Source organism: Amycolatopsis sp. NPDC006131, assembly GCF_040614175.1.
In the GTDB taxonomy this organism is placed as follows: domain Bacteria; phylum Actinomycetota; class Actinomycetes; order Mycobacteriales; family Pseudonocardiaceae; genus Amycolatopsis_E; species Amycolatopsis_E tucumanensis.
Genome location: NZ_JBEXTX010000153.1, coordinates 1 through 14,871, shown reverse-complemented (window position 1 = coordinate 14,871; position 14,871 = coordinate 1). Strand labels below are relative to the sequence as shown.

At 73.2% G+C, this 14,871-nt stretch carries 15 protein-coding genes; 8 read left to right on the top strand and 7 right to left on the bottom strand.

Annotation, left to right across the window (positions count from 1 at the left end):
* The coding region (locus ABZ215_RS40305; RefSeq protein ID WP_354955958.1) for a manganese catalase family protein at positions 1 to 404 on the top strand (404 nt) is incomplete at its 5' end.
* 54 nt (positions 405 to 458) lie between these two features.
* Here ABZ215_RS40305 and ABZ215_RS40300 read toward each other — a convergent pair.
* The 3 genes from ABZ215_RS40300 to ABZ215_RS40290 form a co-directional block, all read right to left on the bottom strand.
* On the bottom strand, positions 459 to 1,694 hold the full coding sequence (locus ABZ215_RS40300) for a glycosyltransferase (protein WP_354955956.1): 1,236 nt from the start codon (positions 1,692 to 1,694) through the stop codon (positions 459 to 461).
* A complete protein-coding gene (locus tag ABZ215_RS40295) occupies positions 1,691 to 2,515 on the bottom strand; it encodes a glycosyltransferase (RefSeq protein ID WP_354712200.1) in 825 nt (274 codons plus the stop codon). Before ABZ215_RS40295 ends, ABZ215_RS40300 begins: the two co-directional genes overlap by 4 nt.
* Before the next feature lie 235 nt (positions 2,516 to 2,750).
* The gene (locus tag ABZ215_RS40290) at positions 2,751 to 3,155 is read right to left on the bottom strand and encodes a DUF4383 domain-containing protein (protein ID WP_020423469.1); all 405 of its coding nucleotides are present in this window, start codon (positions 3,153 to 3,155) and stop codon (positions 2,751 to 2,753) included.
* A 137-nt stretch (positions 3,156 to 3,292) separates the two neighbouring features.
* Between ABZ215_RS40290 and ABZ215_RS40285 the strand changes: the two genes are divergently transcribed.
* The 3 genes from ABZ215_RS40285 (at position 3,293) to ABZ215_RS40275 (ending at position 7,021) form a co-directional block, all read left to right on the top strand.
* The gene (locus ABZ215_RS40285; RefSeq protein WP_020423468.1) at positions 3,293 to 4,087 is read left to right on the top strand and encodes a SigB/SigF/SigG family RNA polymerase sigma factor; all 795 of its coding nucleotides are present in this window, start codon (positions 3,293 to 3,295) and stop codon (positions 4,085 to 4,087) included.
* Positions 4,088 to 4,202: 115 nt separating this feature from the next.
* Entirely contained in the window at positions 4,203 to 6,731 is a 2,529-nt protein-coding gene (locus ABZ215_RS40280; RefSeq protein ID WP_237337448.1) for an ATP-dependent Clp protease ATP-binding subunit, read from the top strand.
* Positions 6,728 to 7,021, top strand: a complete 294-nt coding sequence (locus tag ABZ215_RS40275; protein ID WP_020423466.1) for a DUF6480 family protein — start codon at positions 6,728 to 6,730, stop codon at positions 7,019 to 7,021. Before ABZ215_RS40280 ends, ABZ215_RS40275 begins: the two co-directional genes overlap by 4 nt.
* Before the next feature lie 316 nt (positions 7,022 to 7,337).
* On the opposite strand, the gene ABZ215_RS40270 is transcribed toward ABZ215_RS40275, so the two are convergent.
* Together ABZ215_RS40270 and ABZ215_RS40265 are read right to left on the bottom strand one after the other, a co-directional pair.
* The gene (locus ABZ215_RS40270; protein WP_354955954.1) at positions 7,338 to 8,162 is read right to left on the bottom strand and encodes a hypothetical protein; all 825 of its coding nucleotides are present in this window, start codon (positions 8,160 to 8,162) and stop codon (positions 7,338 to 7,340) included.
* Positions 8,159 to 9,574 (bottom strand): amidase, encoded by a 1,416-nt coding sequence (locus ABZ215_RS40265; protein ID WP_354955952.1) that lies wholly within the window; start codon positions 9,572 to 9,574, stop codon positions 8,159 to 8,161. The genes ABZ215_RS40270 and ABZ215_RS40265 overlap by 4 nt, the downstream gene beginning before the upstream one ends.
* 49 nt (positions 9,575 to 9,623) lie before the next feature.
* On the opposite strand from ABZ215_RS40265, the gene ABZ215_RS40260 reads away from it, so the two are divergent.
* The 3 genes from ABZ215_RS40260 to ABZ215_RS40250 all read left to right on the top strand — a co-directional run bounded on the left by ABZ215_RS40260 (position 9,624) and on the right by ABZ215_RS40250 (position 13,156).
* Positions 9,624 to 9,974: a metalloregulator ArsR/SmtB family transcription factor gene (locus ABZ215_RS40260; protein ID WP_039792198.1), complete on the top strand. Its 351-nt coding sequence runs from the start codon at positions 9,624 to 9,626 to the stop codon at positions 9,972 to 9,974.
* A gap of 72 nt (positions 9,975 to 10,046) precedes the next feature.
* Entirely contained in the window at positions 10,047 to 10,778 is a 732-nt protein-coding gene (locus ABZ215_RS40255; RefSeq protein ID WP_354955950.1) for a beta-phosphoglucomutase family hydrolase, read from the top strand.
* Positions 10,775 to 13,156: a glycosyl hydrolase family 65 protein gene (locus ABZ215_RS40250; protein WP_354955948.1), complete on the top strand. Its 2,382-nt coding sequence runs from the start codon at positions 10,775 to 10,777 to the stop codon at positions 13,154 to 13,156. Before ABZ215_RS40255 ends, ABZ215_RS40250 begins: the two co-directional genes overlap by 4 nt.
* Before the next feature lie 376 nt (positions 13,157 to 13,532).
* Here ABZ215_RS40250 and ABZ215_RS40245 read toward each other — a convergent pair whose 3' ends face one another.
* Positions 13,533 to 13,706 (bottom strand): hypothetical protein, encoded by a 174-nt coding sequence (locus tag ABZ215_RS40245; RefSeq protein WP_020423479.1) that lies wholly within the window; start codon positions 13,704 to 13,706, stop codon positions 13,533 to 13,535.
* Between the two features lie 30 nt (positions 13,707 to 13,736).
* Positions 13,737 to 14,516 (bottom strand): DNA-formamidopyrimidine glycosylase family protein, encoded by a 780-nt coding sequence (locus tag ABZ215_RS40240; RefSeq protein WP_354955946.1) that lies wholly within the window; start codon positions 14,514 to 14,516, stop codon positions 13,737 to 13,739.
* 85 nt (positions 14,517 to 14,601) lie between these two features.
* Here ABZ215_RS40240 and ABZ215_RS40235 point away from each other — a divergent pair.
* Positions 14,602 to 14,871: nitroreductase family deazaflavin-dependent oxidoreductase (locus tag ABZ215_RS40235; protein ID WP_354955944.1), on the top strand; the 270-nt coding region annotated here is incomplete at its 3' end.

Below are 14,871 nucleotides of genomic sequence, written 5' to 3'. Positions count from 1 at the left end.
AGACCGCCCGGTTGTACAACATGACCGACGACCCGGGCGTGAAGGAGATGCTGAAGTTCAACCTGGCCCGGGACACCGTGCACCAGAAGCAGTGGCTGCGCGCCATCGAAGAACTCCAGGCCGACGGCCTGGAAACCGACATCGCCCCCAGCGCCCTGCTCGACGAAGAGGACCAGACGCACAACAACACCATCTGGCACCTCTCCGACGGCCCCGACGGCAACAAGGGCGCCTGGTCCACCGGTGAAGACCGCATCGAGTACCTGATGGACCCCAAGCCCCTCGGCGGTCCCGGCAGCGCACCCAAGCCCGACCCCGAGCTCTACGCCACCTACTCGCCCACGCAGGACGCGATGGGCACGGTCAAGGGCAAGGCCCAGTCCGCGGTCAACAAGCTGACCTGACGGAACAAGCCCCCTCGGGACCACGATCCCGAGGGGGCTTCCCGTTCGCCGTCGTCAGACCGGGCTCGCCGCGGCGTCGGCGGGCACGACCGCACCGGCGGGAGCCTTGTCCCCCAGCGCCTTCTCGTAGACCCGCAGGACGTCGATCGCGATGCGGTCCCACGAGTACCGCGACCGGGCGCGGTCGCAGCCCGCGATCCCGTAGGCCTCGCGCTGCGCCGGATCGCCGAGCAGGCGGCGCAGCGTCGCGGCCAGCGCTTCCGGGCGCTTCGGCGGCACCAGTTCCCCGGTCACGCCGTCCACCACGGTGTCGATCAGGCCGCCGACCGCCGCCGCGACCACCGGGACACCGCAGGCCATGGCCTCCAGCGGCACGATGCCGAACGGTTCGTACCACGGCGTGCACACGACCAGGTCCGCCGAGCGCAGCAGCGACGGCATCTCGTCCCGCGTCACCTGGCCCAGCAGCCGCACGCGGTCGGCCACGCCGAGCCGCTCGGCCAGCTCCACCAGGCGCTTGGCCTCCGGATCGTCGGCGAGCCGCCCCTGCTCGGGGCCGCCCGCGATGACCAGTTCGGCGCCGGGCACGGCGGGCAGCGCGGCGATCGCCGTCGCGAACCCCTTGCGCGGCACCAGCCGCCCGACGCTGACGATCCGGTGCAGGCTCCCGCGCGGCGCGACCGGCCCGTCCGGGGTGAACCGCTCGAGGTCGACCCCGCACGGCGCGACCGACATGCGCGAGCGCGGCAGCCCCATCCGGGCCAGCTCGAACACCTCGTCCGAGCAGGTGGCGGCGACGCGCGCGGCGTTCTTGCCGATCAGCCGCTCCAGCTGCACCCGCTCCGGCGGGCTGGTGTCCGCCTTGCCCTGGTAGCGCTTCTTCACCACGCCCAGCGCGTGGAAGGTCTGGACCACCGGCACGTCGGTGCCGCGCGTGGCGAGCAGCGACGCCAGCCCGGACATCCAGAAGTGCGCGTGCACCACGTCCGGGGTGTCCCGCTGCCACGCCTTGGCCAGGTAGCGGCCGAACTCGGTCATGTGCGGCAACAGGTCGTCCTTGGGCAGGTACTCCGCCGGGCCCGCCGGCACGTGCACCACCCGGTAGCCCGCGGGCGCCCGGACCTCCTCCGGCTGCGCCCGGTCGTCGCGCCGGGTGTAGACGGTGACGTCGTGGCCCTGTCGGCACAGCGCGGCGGACAGTTCCGCCACGTGCAGGTTCTGCCCGCCCGCGTCCACCTCGCCCAGGACGGCCAGGGGGTTGGCGTGCTCCGACACCATCGAAATCTTCATGCGCTACCTCCACTCGTCACCCGGCCGAGCTGGACGTCCCAGTTGCGCAGGAAGGCGTCCAGGCCGTAGCTGGCCAGCGCGTGCTCGCGCGCTTGCTTGCCCATCCGGTGCGCCAGTTCCGGATCCGCCATCAGCTCGGCGGCCGCGCGCACCAGTTCGTTCACATCCGCCGAGACGAAACCCGCCTCCGGCGGCACCGCGCGGGACGCCTCGGTGCCGGCCACCGCCACCACCGGCATCCCCAGGTGCATCGCCTCGATCAGCGACAGGCCCAGCGACGTCCAGCGCGGGGTGTGCAGGTACAACCGGCACCGCGCCAGCCCCGCGTGCAGGGCGTCCTGCCCGAGGTCGCCCCGCGTGCGCAGGCGCTCCCCCAGGCCGAAGTGGTCGTCGAGCTTCTCCACGCCGATGCCCCAGACGTCCAGCGGGGCGACCTCGGCGAAGGCGGGCAGCAGGTCGGTGCCGACCGCGCGGCCGCGGCGCACCGGCTCGTTCATGACGAGGCCGATCGAGGCCTCCTCGCCGGTGTACAGCTCGCCCGGGTCGACCACCCCGTGCTCGATGACCGTGGCAGGCGCCCGGCCGGAGTCCCAGATCAGGTTGTTGAAGTGGGTGACGTGCACCAGCGGGATCTCGTCCTGATCGGCCAGCGGGTGCCGCGTGCGCGGCACGTCGCCGGTCGGGGTGTTGTGCTCGACGAACACCGCGGGGACGTCCCGGCCGGGCCGCCGCCCCGTCCACCGCTCGGTCAGCTCGATCTCGTCCGGGCGCTGGAGGACGACCACGTCGATGTCGGCGTTCCGCAGCTCGGCCGGACTCACCTCCCGCGCGGACGGCCACGCTCGGTCACAGCGGCCCCGTCCCCAGGGACCGCCCTCCGGTAGCAGCGGAAGGAGGTACTCGTGCCGTCCGCGTACGAAGGAACCGGTCCATGACCCGTGTACGTGCCACAGCAGTATTCGCAGCGGATCGTCCTCTGCCCGTCTCATGGAGGAGTTCTTTCACCCTGGCAGAGGAACTAAACACGCTACGCAGCACTGCTACTCTCCGTGATCGTCACACGCGTTCGGTGGTCCTCGTCCGTGCGGGCAGCAGGAAGATCACCAGTCCCAGCACCGCGACCACCCCGTGCAACGCGTTGTCGGCCCAGTGCGGGTCGAACACCCGGCGCACGTCGTCGGGGTTGTCGGTGCCCGCGGACAGCAAACCCCAGATCGTGATGCCCAGCAGGGGGAAGAAGGCCACCAGGCCGAACACCCGTGCGGTGCGCGCTCGGCGCGCGGCGATCAAGCCGAGCAGTCCCAGCGCGGTGCGCACGACGTTGAGCACAGTGCCGGTGTGAAATCCCAGGATTTCCCCCGCGGTGGCGAAGCCCGCGATCCCCAGCGCGAGGAACACCACGCCCACCACCAGTGCGAAACCCTGGGCCAGCGGCGCGCGTTCCGTCGTCTGCTCAACCATCGATGGACCTCCTTCGTCGAACCTCTCGGCGCGGGGTTCCCCGGACCGGGCCCCCGCAACCAGGTGTGGCGAACGGCGGGACGGGGTAGTCCGGGCCATGACCAGGTCGGCACGAGACAGCGGGGGGAAGCGGAACGTTGGCTGAGACGCGCCTCGCGGGCACCGTCGAGGACAACGATTCCTCGGAGGACCACACCCCCACTTTCGCCGATCTGGCGGCCGCCGCGCCGGACGATCCGCGCCGGGAACAGCTCCGGACCGCGCTGGTCACCCAGTACCTGTCGGTGGCCGAGCACATCGCGCGCCGGTTCAGCGGGCGCGGCGAGGCGTACGAGGACCTGTTGCAGGTCGCGCGCGTCGGGCTGATCAACGCCGTCGACCGGTTCGAGCCGGAACGCGGCACCGACTTCCTGTCCTTCGCCGTGCCGACCATCATGGGCGAGGTCCGGCGGCACTTCCGCGACGCCAGCTGGTCGGTGCGGGTGCCGCGGCGGCTCAAGGAACTCCACCTGCAGATCGGGCAGGCCAGCAGCGAGCTGGGCCAGCGCCTTGGCCGCGCGCCGACGCCGACGGAGATCGCGCGCGAGCTGGACCTCACGCCGGACGAGGTGAGCGAGGGCCTGCAGGCGGGCAACGCCTACTACGCCGTGTCGGTCGACAAACCGGCCGGCGAGGACGACGAGGCCGCGTCGCTGGCCGACACCCTCGGCGAAGAGGACTACGGCATCGAGACGGTCGAGAACCACGAGGCGCTGCAACCGCTGCTGCGCGACCTGGCCCCGCGCGAGCGCACCATCCTGATGCTGCGCTTCTTCGGCAACATGACGCAGACGCAGATCGCCAAGCGCGTCGGCATCTCCCAGATGCACGTGTCGCGGCTGCTCGCGCAGACCCTGCAGCACCTGCGGGAGAAGCTCACCGAAGAGCCCTGACGCGTCGTTTCGCGCCGCCCGGGCACGGGTAGCCGACGGCGATGGACGGCCCGGGCCCGCTCCGTCCGAAGTGGAGCGCCGGGCCCGCACCCGACGGCTGAGGAGCGTGCCCCGAATGACCGGCTTTTTCGCAGGCGGGCCCGGCAGTCCGTTCGACCAGTTCCTGGCGCAGTTCTTCGGCAACGCCGTGCCCAGCAGGCGCCCGAACGCGGTCGACATCACGCGGCTGATGTCCGACCAGGCGCGGGAACTCGTCGCGCACGCCGCCGAGAAGGCTGCCGACCAGGGCCGGGCCGACGTCGACACCGAACAGCTGCTGTGGGCGGCCACGCAGGCGTCGCCGACGCGGCAGCTGCTGGAGAGCGCGGGCGCGAAGCCCGAGGAGATCGCGCGCGAGATCGACCGGCACGGCAGTGGCACCGGCGAGCGCACCACCCCGGCCATGCTGGCGCCGGGCGCGAAGCGCGCGCTGCTGGACGCGCACGGCATCGCCCGCACCCTCGGCTCCAGCTACATCGGGCCGCAGCACCTGCTGCTCGCGCTCGTCGCCAACCCGGACTCCGCGGCCGGCCGAATCCTTGCCCGCGCCGGGGTCACGCCGGAGGCGTTCCAGGGCCCGCCGCAGGGGCAGCCGATGCCGCGCGGCCGTCCCGAGCAGCGGCCGCAGCCACGCACCGACACGCCGACGCTGGACCAGTACGGCCGGGACCTCACCGCCGAGGCGGCCGAGGGCAACATCGACCCGGTCGTCGGGCGCGACGACGAGATCGAGCAGACCGTCGAGGTGCTGTCCCGGCGCACCAAGAACAACCCGGTCCTGATCGGCGAACCGGGCGTGGGCAAGACGGCGATCGTGGAGGGCCTGGCGCAGCGCATCTGCGACGGCGACGTGCCCGACCTGCTCGCCCGCCGCCGGGTGGTGCGGCTCGACCTGACCGCGATGGTCGCGGGCACCCGCTACCGCGGCGACTTCGAGGAGCGCATGACGAACCTCCTCGACGAGATCCGCCGCAACCGCGACCAGCTGATCGTGTTCATCGACGAGCTGCACACCGTGGTCGGCGCGGGCGCGTCGGAGGGGTCGATGGGCGCGGGCAACATGCTCAAGCCGGCGCTGGCCCGCGGTGAGCTGCACATCGTCGGCGCGACCACGCTCGACGAGTACCGGCAGCACATCGAGAACGACCCGGCGCTGGAGCGGCGGTTCCAGCCGATCCTGGTGCCCGAGCCGTCGGTGCCCGACACCGTCGCCATCCTGCACGGCCTGCGCGACCGGTACGAGGCGCACCACCAGGTCCGGTTCACCGACGAAGCGCTGGCGGCGGCCGCGGACCTGTCCGACCGCTACCTGACCGACCGGTTCCTGCCGGACAAGGCGATCGACCTGATCGACCAGGCCGGCGCGCGCGTGCGGCTGCGCTCCGGCCGCCGCCCCAACGACGTGCGCGAGCTGCAGGCCCGGCTGGAGGAGCTGTCCCGGGACAAGGACCAGGCGGTGGCCGAGGAGAACTTCGAGCGCGCCTCGGCCCTGCGCGACGAGATCGCCGGCCTGCGCGAGCAGCTGCGCACCGCCGACAGCGACGGGCGGCCCAGCGGCGTGCAGGAGGTGACGCCGCAGGACATCGCCGAGGTGATCTCGCGGCTGACCGGGGTGCCGGTGAACCAGCTGACCGAGGACGAGCGCGACCGGCTGCTGCGGCTGGAGGAGCACCTGCACGAGCGGGTCATCGGGCAGGAGGAGGCGGTCGACGCGGTCGCCGAGGCCGTGCGCCGCTCGCGTGCCGGGTTCGCGCCGCCGGACCGGCCCTACGGCAGCTTCCTGTTCCTCGGCCCCACCGGCGTCGGCAAGACCGAGCTGGCGCGGGCGCTGGCGGCGGCGCTGTTCGGCGACGAGGAGCGGATGATCCGGCTGGACATGTCCGAGTACGGCGAGCGGCACACGGTCAGCAGGCTGATCGGCGCTCCCCCCGGCTACGTCGGGTACGAGGAGGCCGGCCAGCTGACCGAGGCGGTGCGGCGACGGCCCTACTCGGTGGTGCTCTTCGACGAGATCGAGAAGGCGCACCCGGAGATCTTCAACGTGCTGCTGCAGGTCCTCGACGACGGTCGGCTGACCGACGGTCGCGGGCGCACGGTGAACTTCACCAACACGGTGCTGATCATGACCAGCAACATCGGGTCGGAGATCATCTCCAGCAGCACGCAGGGGGCGCTCGGGTTCGCCGCCGACCGGGGCGACTCGGAGCGGCCACTGCGGGAGCGGCTGATGCGGCGGCTGCGGGAGCAGTTCCGGCCGGAGTTCCTCAACCGGATCGACGAGATCATCGTGTTCCGCAAGCTCGAGGCCGCGCAGCTGGAGCAGATCACCGAGCTGATGCTGGAGCAGACGAAACGGCGCGCGCACGCGCAGGACATCACGCTGGAGTTCACGCCGGATGCCGTGCGGTGGCTGGCGCGGGCCGGGTACCAGCCCGAGTTCGGCGCGCGCCCGATGCGGCGCACGATCCAGCGCGAGGTCGACAACCCGCTGTCGCGGATGATGCTGCGCGGCGAGCTGACCCCCGGCGCGCGGGTGCGGGTGGGCGCCGGTGACAAGGGCCTGTCGTTCGACGTGTCAGCGTCGGTGGGAAGGGAAGACCGATGAGCAGTCCCGATCCGCGCTCCGACCGCACCCCGGGAACCGAACGCGGCGGCGTCGTGCCGGGCGACACCCCGCCCGACCCGGATCCCGCCCGGACGCCCGGACTGGAACCCGGCGGAGGCGTCGCCCCCGGCGACACTCCCCCGGACTCCGGCCAGACCTCCGGACTTTCGCACCACCAGCAGAAACCGCCGCGGGCGCTGCCCGTGGTGACCATCGTGATCTCCGTGGTGCTGGCGATCCTGATCGCGGCGCTGCTGGTGTCCTCGGCGGTGGGCTGGCTGCAGTTCTGAGGCGGTCGCGGCTCGGCTGCGGAAGCCACCACCGGGCAGGTGCAGGGCCAAGCGGCCGGGCGGTCGCGCGCAGCGGCCCGATTGGCCCTGCCCGAGGTTCGGCGCGCCGGTCGGGGTGCCAGCGGCGTGGCCGGGCGGGCGCGCCGCCCAAGTGACCCCTGCCCACGGCCCGGCCCACTGGTGGGGGCACCGCACCCCCACCAGCCCCTGCCCACGACCCACTGGTCCGAGCACCGGCGCCCCACCGGCTCGCCGCGCGACGTTGCAACAGAGCCGCCGTGCGCGCCCACCGGCCCCCTCCCCACGATCCGGCTCGTCAGGGCGCCGGCGCACCCACCGGGTTCGGGTGCGGCACCGGGACCGGCACCAGCCCGCGCGCGATCGGCCGCAGCCAGCGGTCCAGCGCGGCCAGCTCGTCCTCGCCCACTGCCGAGTACGGCACCGCCGCCAGCTCGTCCGTGCGCCGCTCGATGTGGTCCCGCAGGCGGGCGCCCCGGTCGGTCAGCCCGCGCCCGTCGATCAGGCCGCGGGCGGCCAGCCGGTCCCGGGCCGCCGTCCACTCCTCGTCCGTCCAGCCGCGGTTGGGCGCCACGACGCTCCGGCTGCCGTCCGCCGCGTCGCGCAGGGCGTGTGCTTCCAGGCCGTCGACGCCCTCCGCGGCCAGCACCGCCACGTGCCCGTCGCCGCGGTGCTCGCGCAACGTCGTCGCCGCCTGCCACAGCGCCGCGAGCGGGTCGTCCGGCCACGGCAGCGCGGCGTTCGCGGCTCCCAGCGGCCGGCCCGCCCAGCCGGCCGCCGCCACGATCCGCCGCAGCACCGGCAGCACCGGAGCCGGCACCTCGCGCACGTGGTCCCGCAACGCCGCCACCGCGCCCGCGCTCCGGGCGGCCAGCGCCTCCGCCGGGGACACCACATCCCAGATCGACGGCACCGACCGCGCCAGGAACGACGGCGCGAAGCCGTAGAACACGGCGGTCACCACGCCGAGCCCGGCCGCCCCCAGCGGCGCCGCCCGCGTCGCGACGTAGCCGCGCCAGACCCCGCGCAGCCCCGCCGCCTCGTGCGCCGCCTTGGCCTGCGGCGCGAAGTAGGTGACGTCGTGCAGCGTCTCCAGCACGACCCACAGCTCGCGCGCCCTCACCGCGCCACCGCCGGTCGCCGCCGCGCCACCCCGGTGGCCTGCTCGAACGCGTGCCCCAGCTGCAGCACGGCGAAGTCGGCGCGGTGCGGCCCCACGATCTGCAACCCGACCGGCAGGCCGCCGGGCGTGAACCCGGCGGGCACCGACAACGCGGGCGAGCCGCTGACCGTCACGAAGTAGGCCGAGCGCATCCAGTCGAGGTAGGTCTCCATGTCCCGGCCCGCGACCCGCACCGGGTACTCCAGCTCCGCGTCGAACGGCGGCACCTGGCTGACCGGCAGCAACAGGAAGTCGTAGCGCGTGAAGAACTCGCGGAAGCGGTGGAACAGCTCGGTGCGCAGGACTTCGGCGCGGCCGACATCGGTCGCCGACAGCCGCAGCCCCTCCTCGGTGTTCCACACGATGGTGTCCTTGATCCGGTCCCGCTCGGTTTCCAGCAGCGGCCCGTACTTCACCGCGAACTGCCACGCCCGCAGGATCCGGAACGCCTCGTCCGCGCCGGCGAAGTCCGGGCAGTCGCGCTCCACCACGCACCCCAGGTCGCCGAACACCTTCGCCGACGCCTCGACCACGTCCGCCACCTCCGGTTCCACCGGCACGCTGCCGCCCAGGTCGGGCGACCACGCGATCCGCAGGCCCCGCACGTCGCGGTCCAGCGGACGGGCGAAAGTCTCCCCCGGCTCGTCCAGCGCGATCGGCGACCGCGGGTCCGGGCCGGCGAGCACCGACAGCAGCAGGGCCGCGTCGGCGACCGTGCGGGCCATCGGACCGGCCGTCGCCAGCCCCGACCAGCCCAGCGGCGCCGGCCACGACGGCACCCGCCCGATCGACGGCCGGAAGCCGACCACGTTGCAGAACGACGCCGGGTTGCGCAGCGACCCGCCGAGGTCGCTGCCGTCGGCCAGCGGGTGCATCCCGGTGGCCAGCGCCGCCGCCGCGCCCCCGCTGCTCCCGCCCGCCGACCGGGACAGGTCGTAGGGGTTGCGGGTGGCGCCGAAGACCGGGTTGAAGGTGTGCGAGCCGGCGGCGAACTCCGGCACGTTGGTCTTGCCGATGCTGATCACCCCGGCGGCCCGCATGCGCTCGACCACCAGCTCGTCGCGTTCGGGCACGTGGTCGGCGTGCAGGGGCGAGCCGAAGGTGGTGCGGATGCCCGCAGTCTCGTGGGTGTCCTTGTGCGCGACCGGGATCCCGTGCAGGGGCGGCAGTTCCGCGCCGCGGGCGGCGCGTTCGTCGGCTTCGGCCGCCTCGGCCAGCGCCCGCTCGGCGACGAGCGTGACGACGGCGTTGACGTCCGGGTTCACGCGCTCGATCTGGTCCAGGTGCGCCTGCACGACCTCGCGGGCGGACAGCTCGCGCGCCCCGAGCGCGGCGCGCAGTTCCCGTGCGGTGCGGAAGGAGATGTCGGTCACGGTGCGATCCTGCCAGTCCTCGGGCGCGCGCGGATGAGACGATTCCGGGGTGGCAGGTGAGGCGGCACGCCGGGTGATCGACGGTCCGGCCGTCGAGGCGGCGCTGGACGGCCTCGGCGACCGCGACGTGGTGCGCGAGTGGGCCGAGCGGTTCTCGGTGCTGGCCGACCCCTCGCGCCTGACGTTGCTCGTGTGCATCCACTACGCGCGCGAGATCTGCGTGTCCGACCTGGCGGTGGCGGCCGGCATGACGGACACCGCGGTGTCCCAGGCATTGCGGCTGCTGCGCGCGCACGGCCTGGTCACCGCGCAGCGCACCGGGCGGATCGTCCGGTACCGGCTGGCGGACGCCACCGTCCACGAGCTCATCCACCACGTGCGGCCGCACCGGCAACACTAGAGCCGCGCGGTATAGGTCGTTATACGGCGGTGGCACGCGGCGAGCCCGCCGGTTCGCAGGTACCGTGCAGGCATGATCGGGTTGCCCGACGGCATCACCGCGTGCCTGTTCGACCTGGACGGTGTCCTGACCGGCACCGCCGCGCTGCACCGGGAAGCCTGGAAGCAGACGTTCGACCAGTTCCTGCGCGAACGGGACGGAAGCGGTTTCCACCCGTTCACTGACGCGGACTACGCCCGCTACGTGGACGGGCGGCCGCGGCTGGACGGGGTGCGCACGTTCCTCGCCGCGCGCGGGATCGAGCTGCCCGAGGGCGGTCCGGACGACGCGGTCACCGAGCACACCGTGCACGGGCTGGGGAACCGCAAGAACGACCTCGTGCTGCGGATCATCGCCGAGCGCGGGCCGAACCCGTACCCGGGGTCGCGCCGGTACCTGGAGGCCGCGCGGGACGCCGGGATGGCGATCGCGGTGGTGACGTCGTCGGCGAACGCGCAGGCGGTGCTGGACGCGGCGGAGTTCACCCCGTTCGTGCAGGCCCGCATCGACGGGCTGGTCATCACCCGGGACGGGCTGCGCGGCAAACCGGCGCCGGACTCGTTCCTGGCCGGGGCGAAGGCGCTGGGCGTGGAACCCGCGCGGGCGGCGGTGTTCGAGGACGCGCTGGCCGGTGTGGAAGCCGGCCGGGCCGGGAACTTCGGGTTCGTCGTCGGGGTGAACCGGGCGGACCAGGCGGAGGCGCTGCGGGAGCACGGCGCCGACGTGGTGGTGGACGATCTCGCGGAACTGCTGGGGGACGCATGAGCCTCGTGACTCGCGGCTACGAGTGCGCGCCGTGGGAACTGCGGTGGCGCGGCCTCGCGGTCGACCAGTTGCAGCGCACGGAATCGACCTTCGCGTTGTCGAACGGGCACATCGGCCTGCGCGGCACCCTCGAAGAGGGCGAGCCGCGCGGCCTGCCCGGCACCTACCTGAACGGCTTCTACGAGGAGCACGAGCTGCCCTACGCCGAGGCGGGGTACGGCTACCCGGAGGCCGGGCAGACGGTCGTGAACGTGACCGACGGCAAGATCATCCGCCTGCTGGTGGAGGACGAGCCGTTCGACATGCGTTACGGCACAGCGACTTCGCACGAGCGGGTGCTGGACTTCCGGACGGGCACGCTGACCCGCACCACCGAGTGGTCGTCGCCGACCGGGCGGCACGTGCGGGTGCGCACGCAGCGGCTGGTGTCGTTCACCCAGCGCGCGGTGGTGGCGATCCGGTACGAGGTCGAGCCGCTGGACGGGAAGATGCAGCTGGTGCTGCAGTCCGACCTGCTGGCGAACGAGCCGATCGAGTCGGACACCAGGGACCCGCGGGTGGCCGCGGCGCTGCAGTCGCCGCTGGAGTCGGAGTTCTTCCTCGCCGACCACTACCGCGCGGTGCTGGTGCACCAGACGCGGCGGTCCGGGCTGCGCGTGGCGGCGGCGATGGACCACCAGATCGAGTCGCCGGACGGGTTGCGCACCGACATCCTCGCCGAGGAGGACCTGGCGCGGCTGAGCATCGCGGTGGACGTGCCGCAGGGCAAGGTGCTGCGGCTGACCAAGTTCGTCGGCTACGGGTGGTCGGCGCAGCGTTCGGTGCCGGCGTTGCGCGCGCAGGTCGACGCCGCGCTCGCCGGGGCGCTGCAGACCGGCTGGGACGGGCTGCTGGCCGAGCAGCGCGCGTTCCTCGACGACTTCTGGGAGACCGCCGACGTCGAGATCGACGGCGACCCGGAGCTGCAGCAGGCGACCCGGTTCGCGTTGTTCCACATCCTGCAGGCCGGGGCCCGCGGGGAAAGCCGCGCGATCCCCGGCAAGGGGCTGACCGGGCCGGGCTACGACGGCCACGCGTTCTGGGACACCGAGTCGTTCGTGCTGCCGGTGCTGACCTACAGCGTGCCGGAGGCGGCGCGGGATGCGTTGCGGTGGCGGCATTCCACGCTGCCCAAGGCGCGGGAGCGGGCGCGGCAGCTCGGCCTGCGCGGCGCGGCGTTCCCGTGGCGGTCGATCAACGGCGCGGAGTGCTCGGCGTACTGGCCCGCGGGCACCGCGGCGTTCCACGTCAGCGCCGACATCGCCGACGCGGTCGCCCGCTACTACTGGGCCACCGGCGACGCGGAGTTCGAGCGCCAGTGCGGCACCGAGCTGCTGCTGGAGACGGCGCGGCTGTGGATGTCGCTCGGGCACTTCGACCGGCACGGCCGGTTCCGCATCGACGGGGTGACCGGGCCGGACGAGTACTCGGCGGTCGCGGACAACAACGTCTACACGAACCTGATGGCGCAGCGGAACTTCCGCGAGGCGGCGGCGTCCTGCGAGCGGGTGCCAGAGGTCGCGTCACTGTTCGGTGTGGACGAAGCCGAGGTGGCAGGCTGGCGGCGGGCGGCCGAGCAGATGTACGTGCCCTACAACGAAGAACTCGGTGTGCACCCGCAGTCGGAGGGCTTCACCGAGCACCTGGACTGGGACTTCGCCGGCACGCCGCTGGAGAACTACCCGCTGCTGCTGAACTACCCGTACTTCGACCTGTACCGCAAGCAGGTGGTGAAGCAGGCCGACCTGGTGCTGGCGCTGCACCTGCGGGGCGACGCGTTCACGCCGGAGCAGAAGCAGCGCAACTTCGCCTACTACGAGGCCAGGACGGTGCGGGACTCGTCGCTGTCGGCGGGCACGCAGTCGGTGATCGCGGCCGAGGTGGGGCACCTGGACCTGGCCTACGACTACCTGGGCGAGGCGGCGCTGACCGACCTGCACGACGTGCACAACAACGTGCGCAACGGGCTGCACATGGCGTCGCTGGCCGGGGCGTGGATGGGCGTGGTCGCGGGCTTCGGCGGGATGCGCGACCACGACGGCAAGCTGAGCTTCGCGCCGCGGCTGCCGCCCGCGCTGGACCGGATCCAGTTCCGCATGTGCTTCCGGGAGAGCCGCTTCCTGGTGGAAATCCACCGCGACGACGCGACGTACCGGCTGCTGTCCGGGAAGCCGGTGGAGATCCGGCACCACGGGGAGCCGATGTCGGTCACCGAGGCCGCCACGACGAAGCCGATCCCGCCGATCGACCCGGGCCCGGCGCCGCACCAGCCCGCGGGCCGCGAGCCGGCCCGCAGGGACCCCGCCCAGGTGCGGCGCAACATCGCCGCATCCCGCTGAGCCGACCAGAGCGGCTGGACTGTCTCCGGGGCGGGCCGCGGCGAACACCGCCGCTTCCCGCAGGGTGGGCCGGGCCATCGCCGCTTCCTGCTGAGATTCAGGCCCCGCCACACCGCCGCCACCGAGACGGCGCACCGTGGGCTGGCCACCGGCCGGGCCGCCCCCCGGTGTGGCACCTGGGCGGGACTGCCCTCGAGCCAGGTGATGGGGCGCGCAGCCCCCGGCGCCAGTCCGGCACCACCCCGCGGCGCGCCGCCGCGGCGTCAGTCCGCGCCCTGCACTAAGCCGCAGCGTCAATCCGCGCGGTGCAGCTTGTCCGGCTTGTGCACTGCGGGCACGCGGCACCCGCGCCTGCACGCCGCCTCACCCCGCGGGGTCAGTCGGGCGGTTCCGGGATCCCCTCGTCCGGCTTGACCTCTTCGGTGTTCGGCGGCTTCTCGACGTCCTCGGTGGGTCCCATGTCCAGGTCGGGGTGCCGGACGTCGGGGAAGTCCGGCGACAGGGGCGGTTCGGGGCTGACCGGCTTCTTCTCGTCGTCCTTGTCGTTCATGGCACCGGCTTACCCCTTTTCCGCGAACTGTCAACCGGCCTGGCACCGCGGGCACCACACGGTGCCGCGCCCGCCGACCCGGCCGTGCTCCAACACGGTCCCGCATCGCGGGCAAGTCCCCGACGGCTCGTCCCGCCGCCCGGTGAGCCACGTCGTGCGCGGCGGCACCCGCCCGGCCTTCACCGCCGCCCGCAGCACCGCGCGCATCTCCCGGTGCAACCGGTCGGCCGCCGTGCCATCGAGGTCCGCGGCGCGCACCTGCGGAGCCAGCCGGGCCCGCCACAGGATCTCGTCTGCCAGCAGGTTCCCGAGCCCGGCGAGCACCGCCTGGTCGGTCAGCAGCTGTTTGATCCCGCGACGGCGGCCGAGGAGGACGCGGAACCGCTCCTTCGGCACGTCCAGCGCGTCCGGCCCGGTGTCCGCGAGCAGCCGGTCCAGCTCCGCGTCGCCCGCGAGCAGGCGCAGGCCCTGCAGCTTCCGCATGTCGCGGTAGCGCAGCTCCCCGTCGTCGAAGGCGAAGATCACCCGGTCGTGCCGGTTGCGGTCGTCCAGTTCGGACCACTCCAGCGATCCGGTCATGCCGAAGTGCAGCACCATCGTGGCGGGACGGCCGTCCACCGGCACGATCAGCCACTTCCCCCGCCGCCGGGGCTCGCCGAAGCGCTGGTGCCGCAACGTCTCCCGCAGCCTGCGCGCGCTCACCCCGCGCAGCACGCCCGCGTCCAGCGTGGTCACGCCGGTGATCCGCTTGCCGACCCCGTGGGCGGCCAGGGTGCGGCGGAAACCTTCGACGTCCGGCAGCTCGGGCACACCACAGCTTGCCACCCCACGCCGGCGCCCAAACCTCAATTCATCACTTGTTGATTTCTGGCGGGCGAGCGGGCATGCTGATCGCATGGTGCTGTCGAAGAGGGTCGCCCGGTTCAACCGCGTGGCGACCAACCGCGTGCTCGGACCGCTGACGAAGGGACTCCCGGGGTTCGGGACGATCGTCCACCGGGGTCGCAAGTCCGGGAAGACCTACCGGACGCCCGTGAACGTCTTCCGCGCCGGGGACGGCTTCGTCGTCGCCCTGACCTACGGGCCGCAGGCCGACTGGGTCCGGAACGTCCTGGCCGCGGGCGGGTGCGGGATCGAGACGCGGGGCCGGGTCGTCGAAACGACC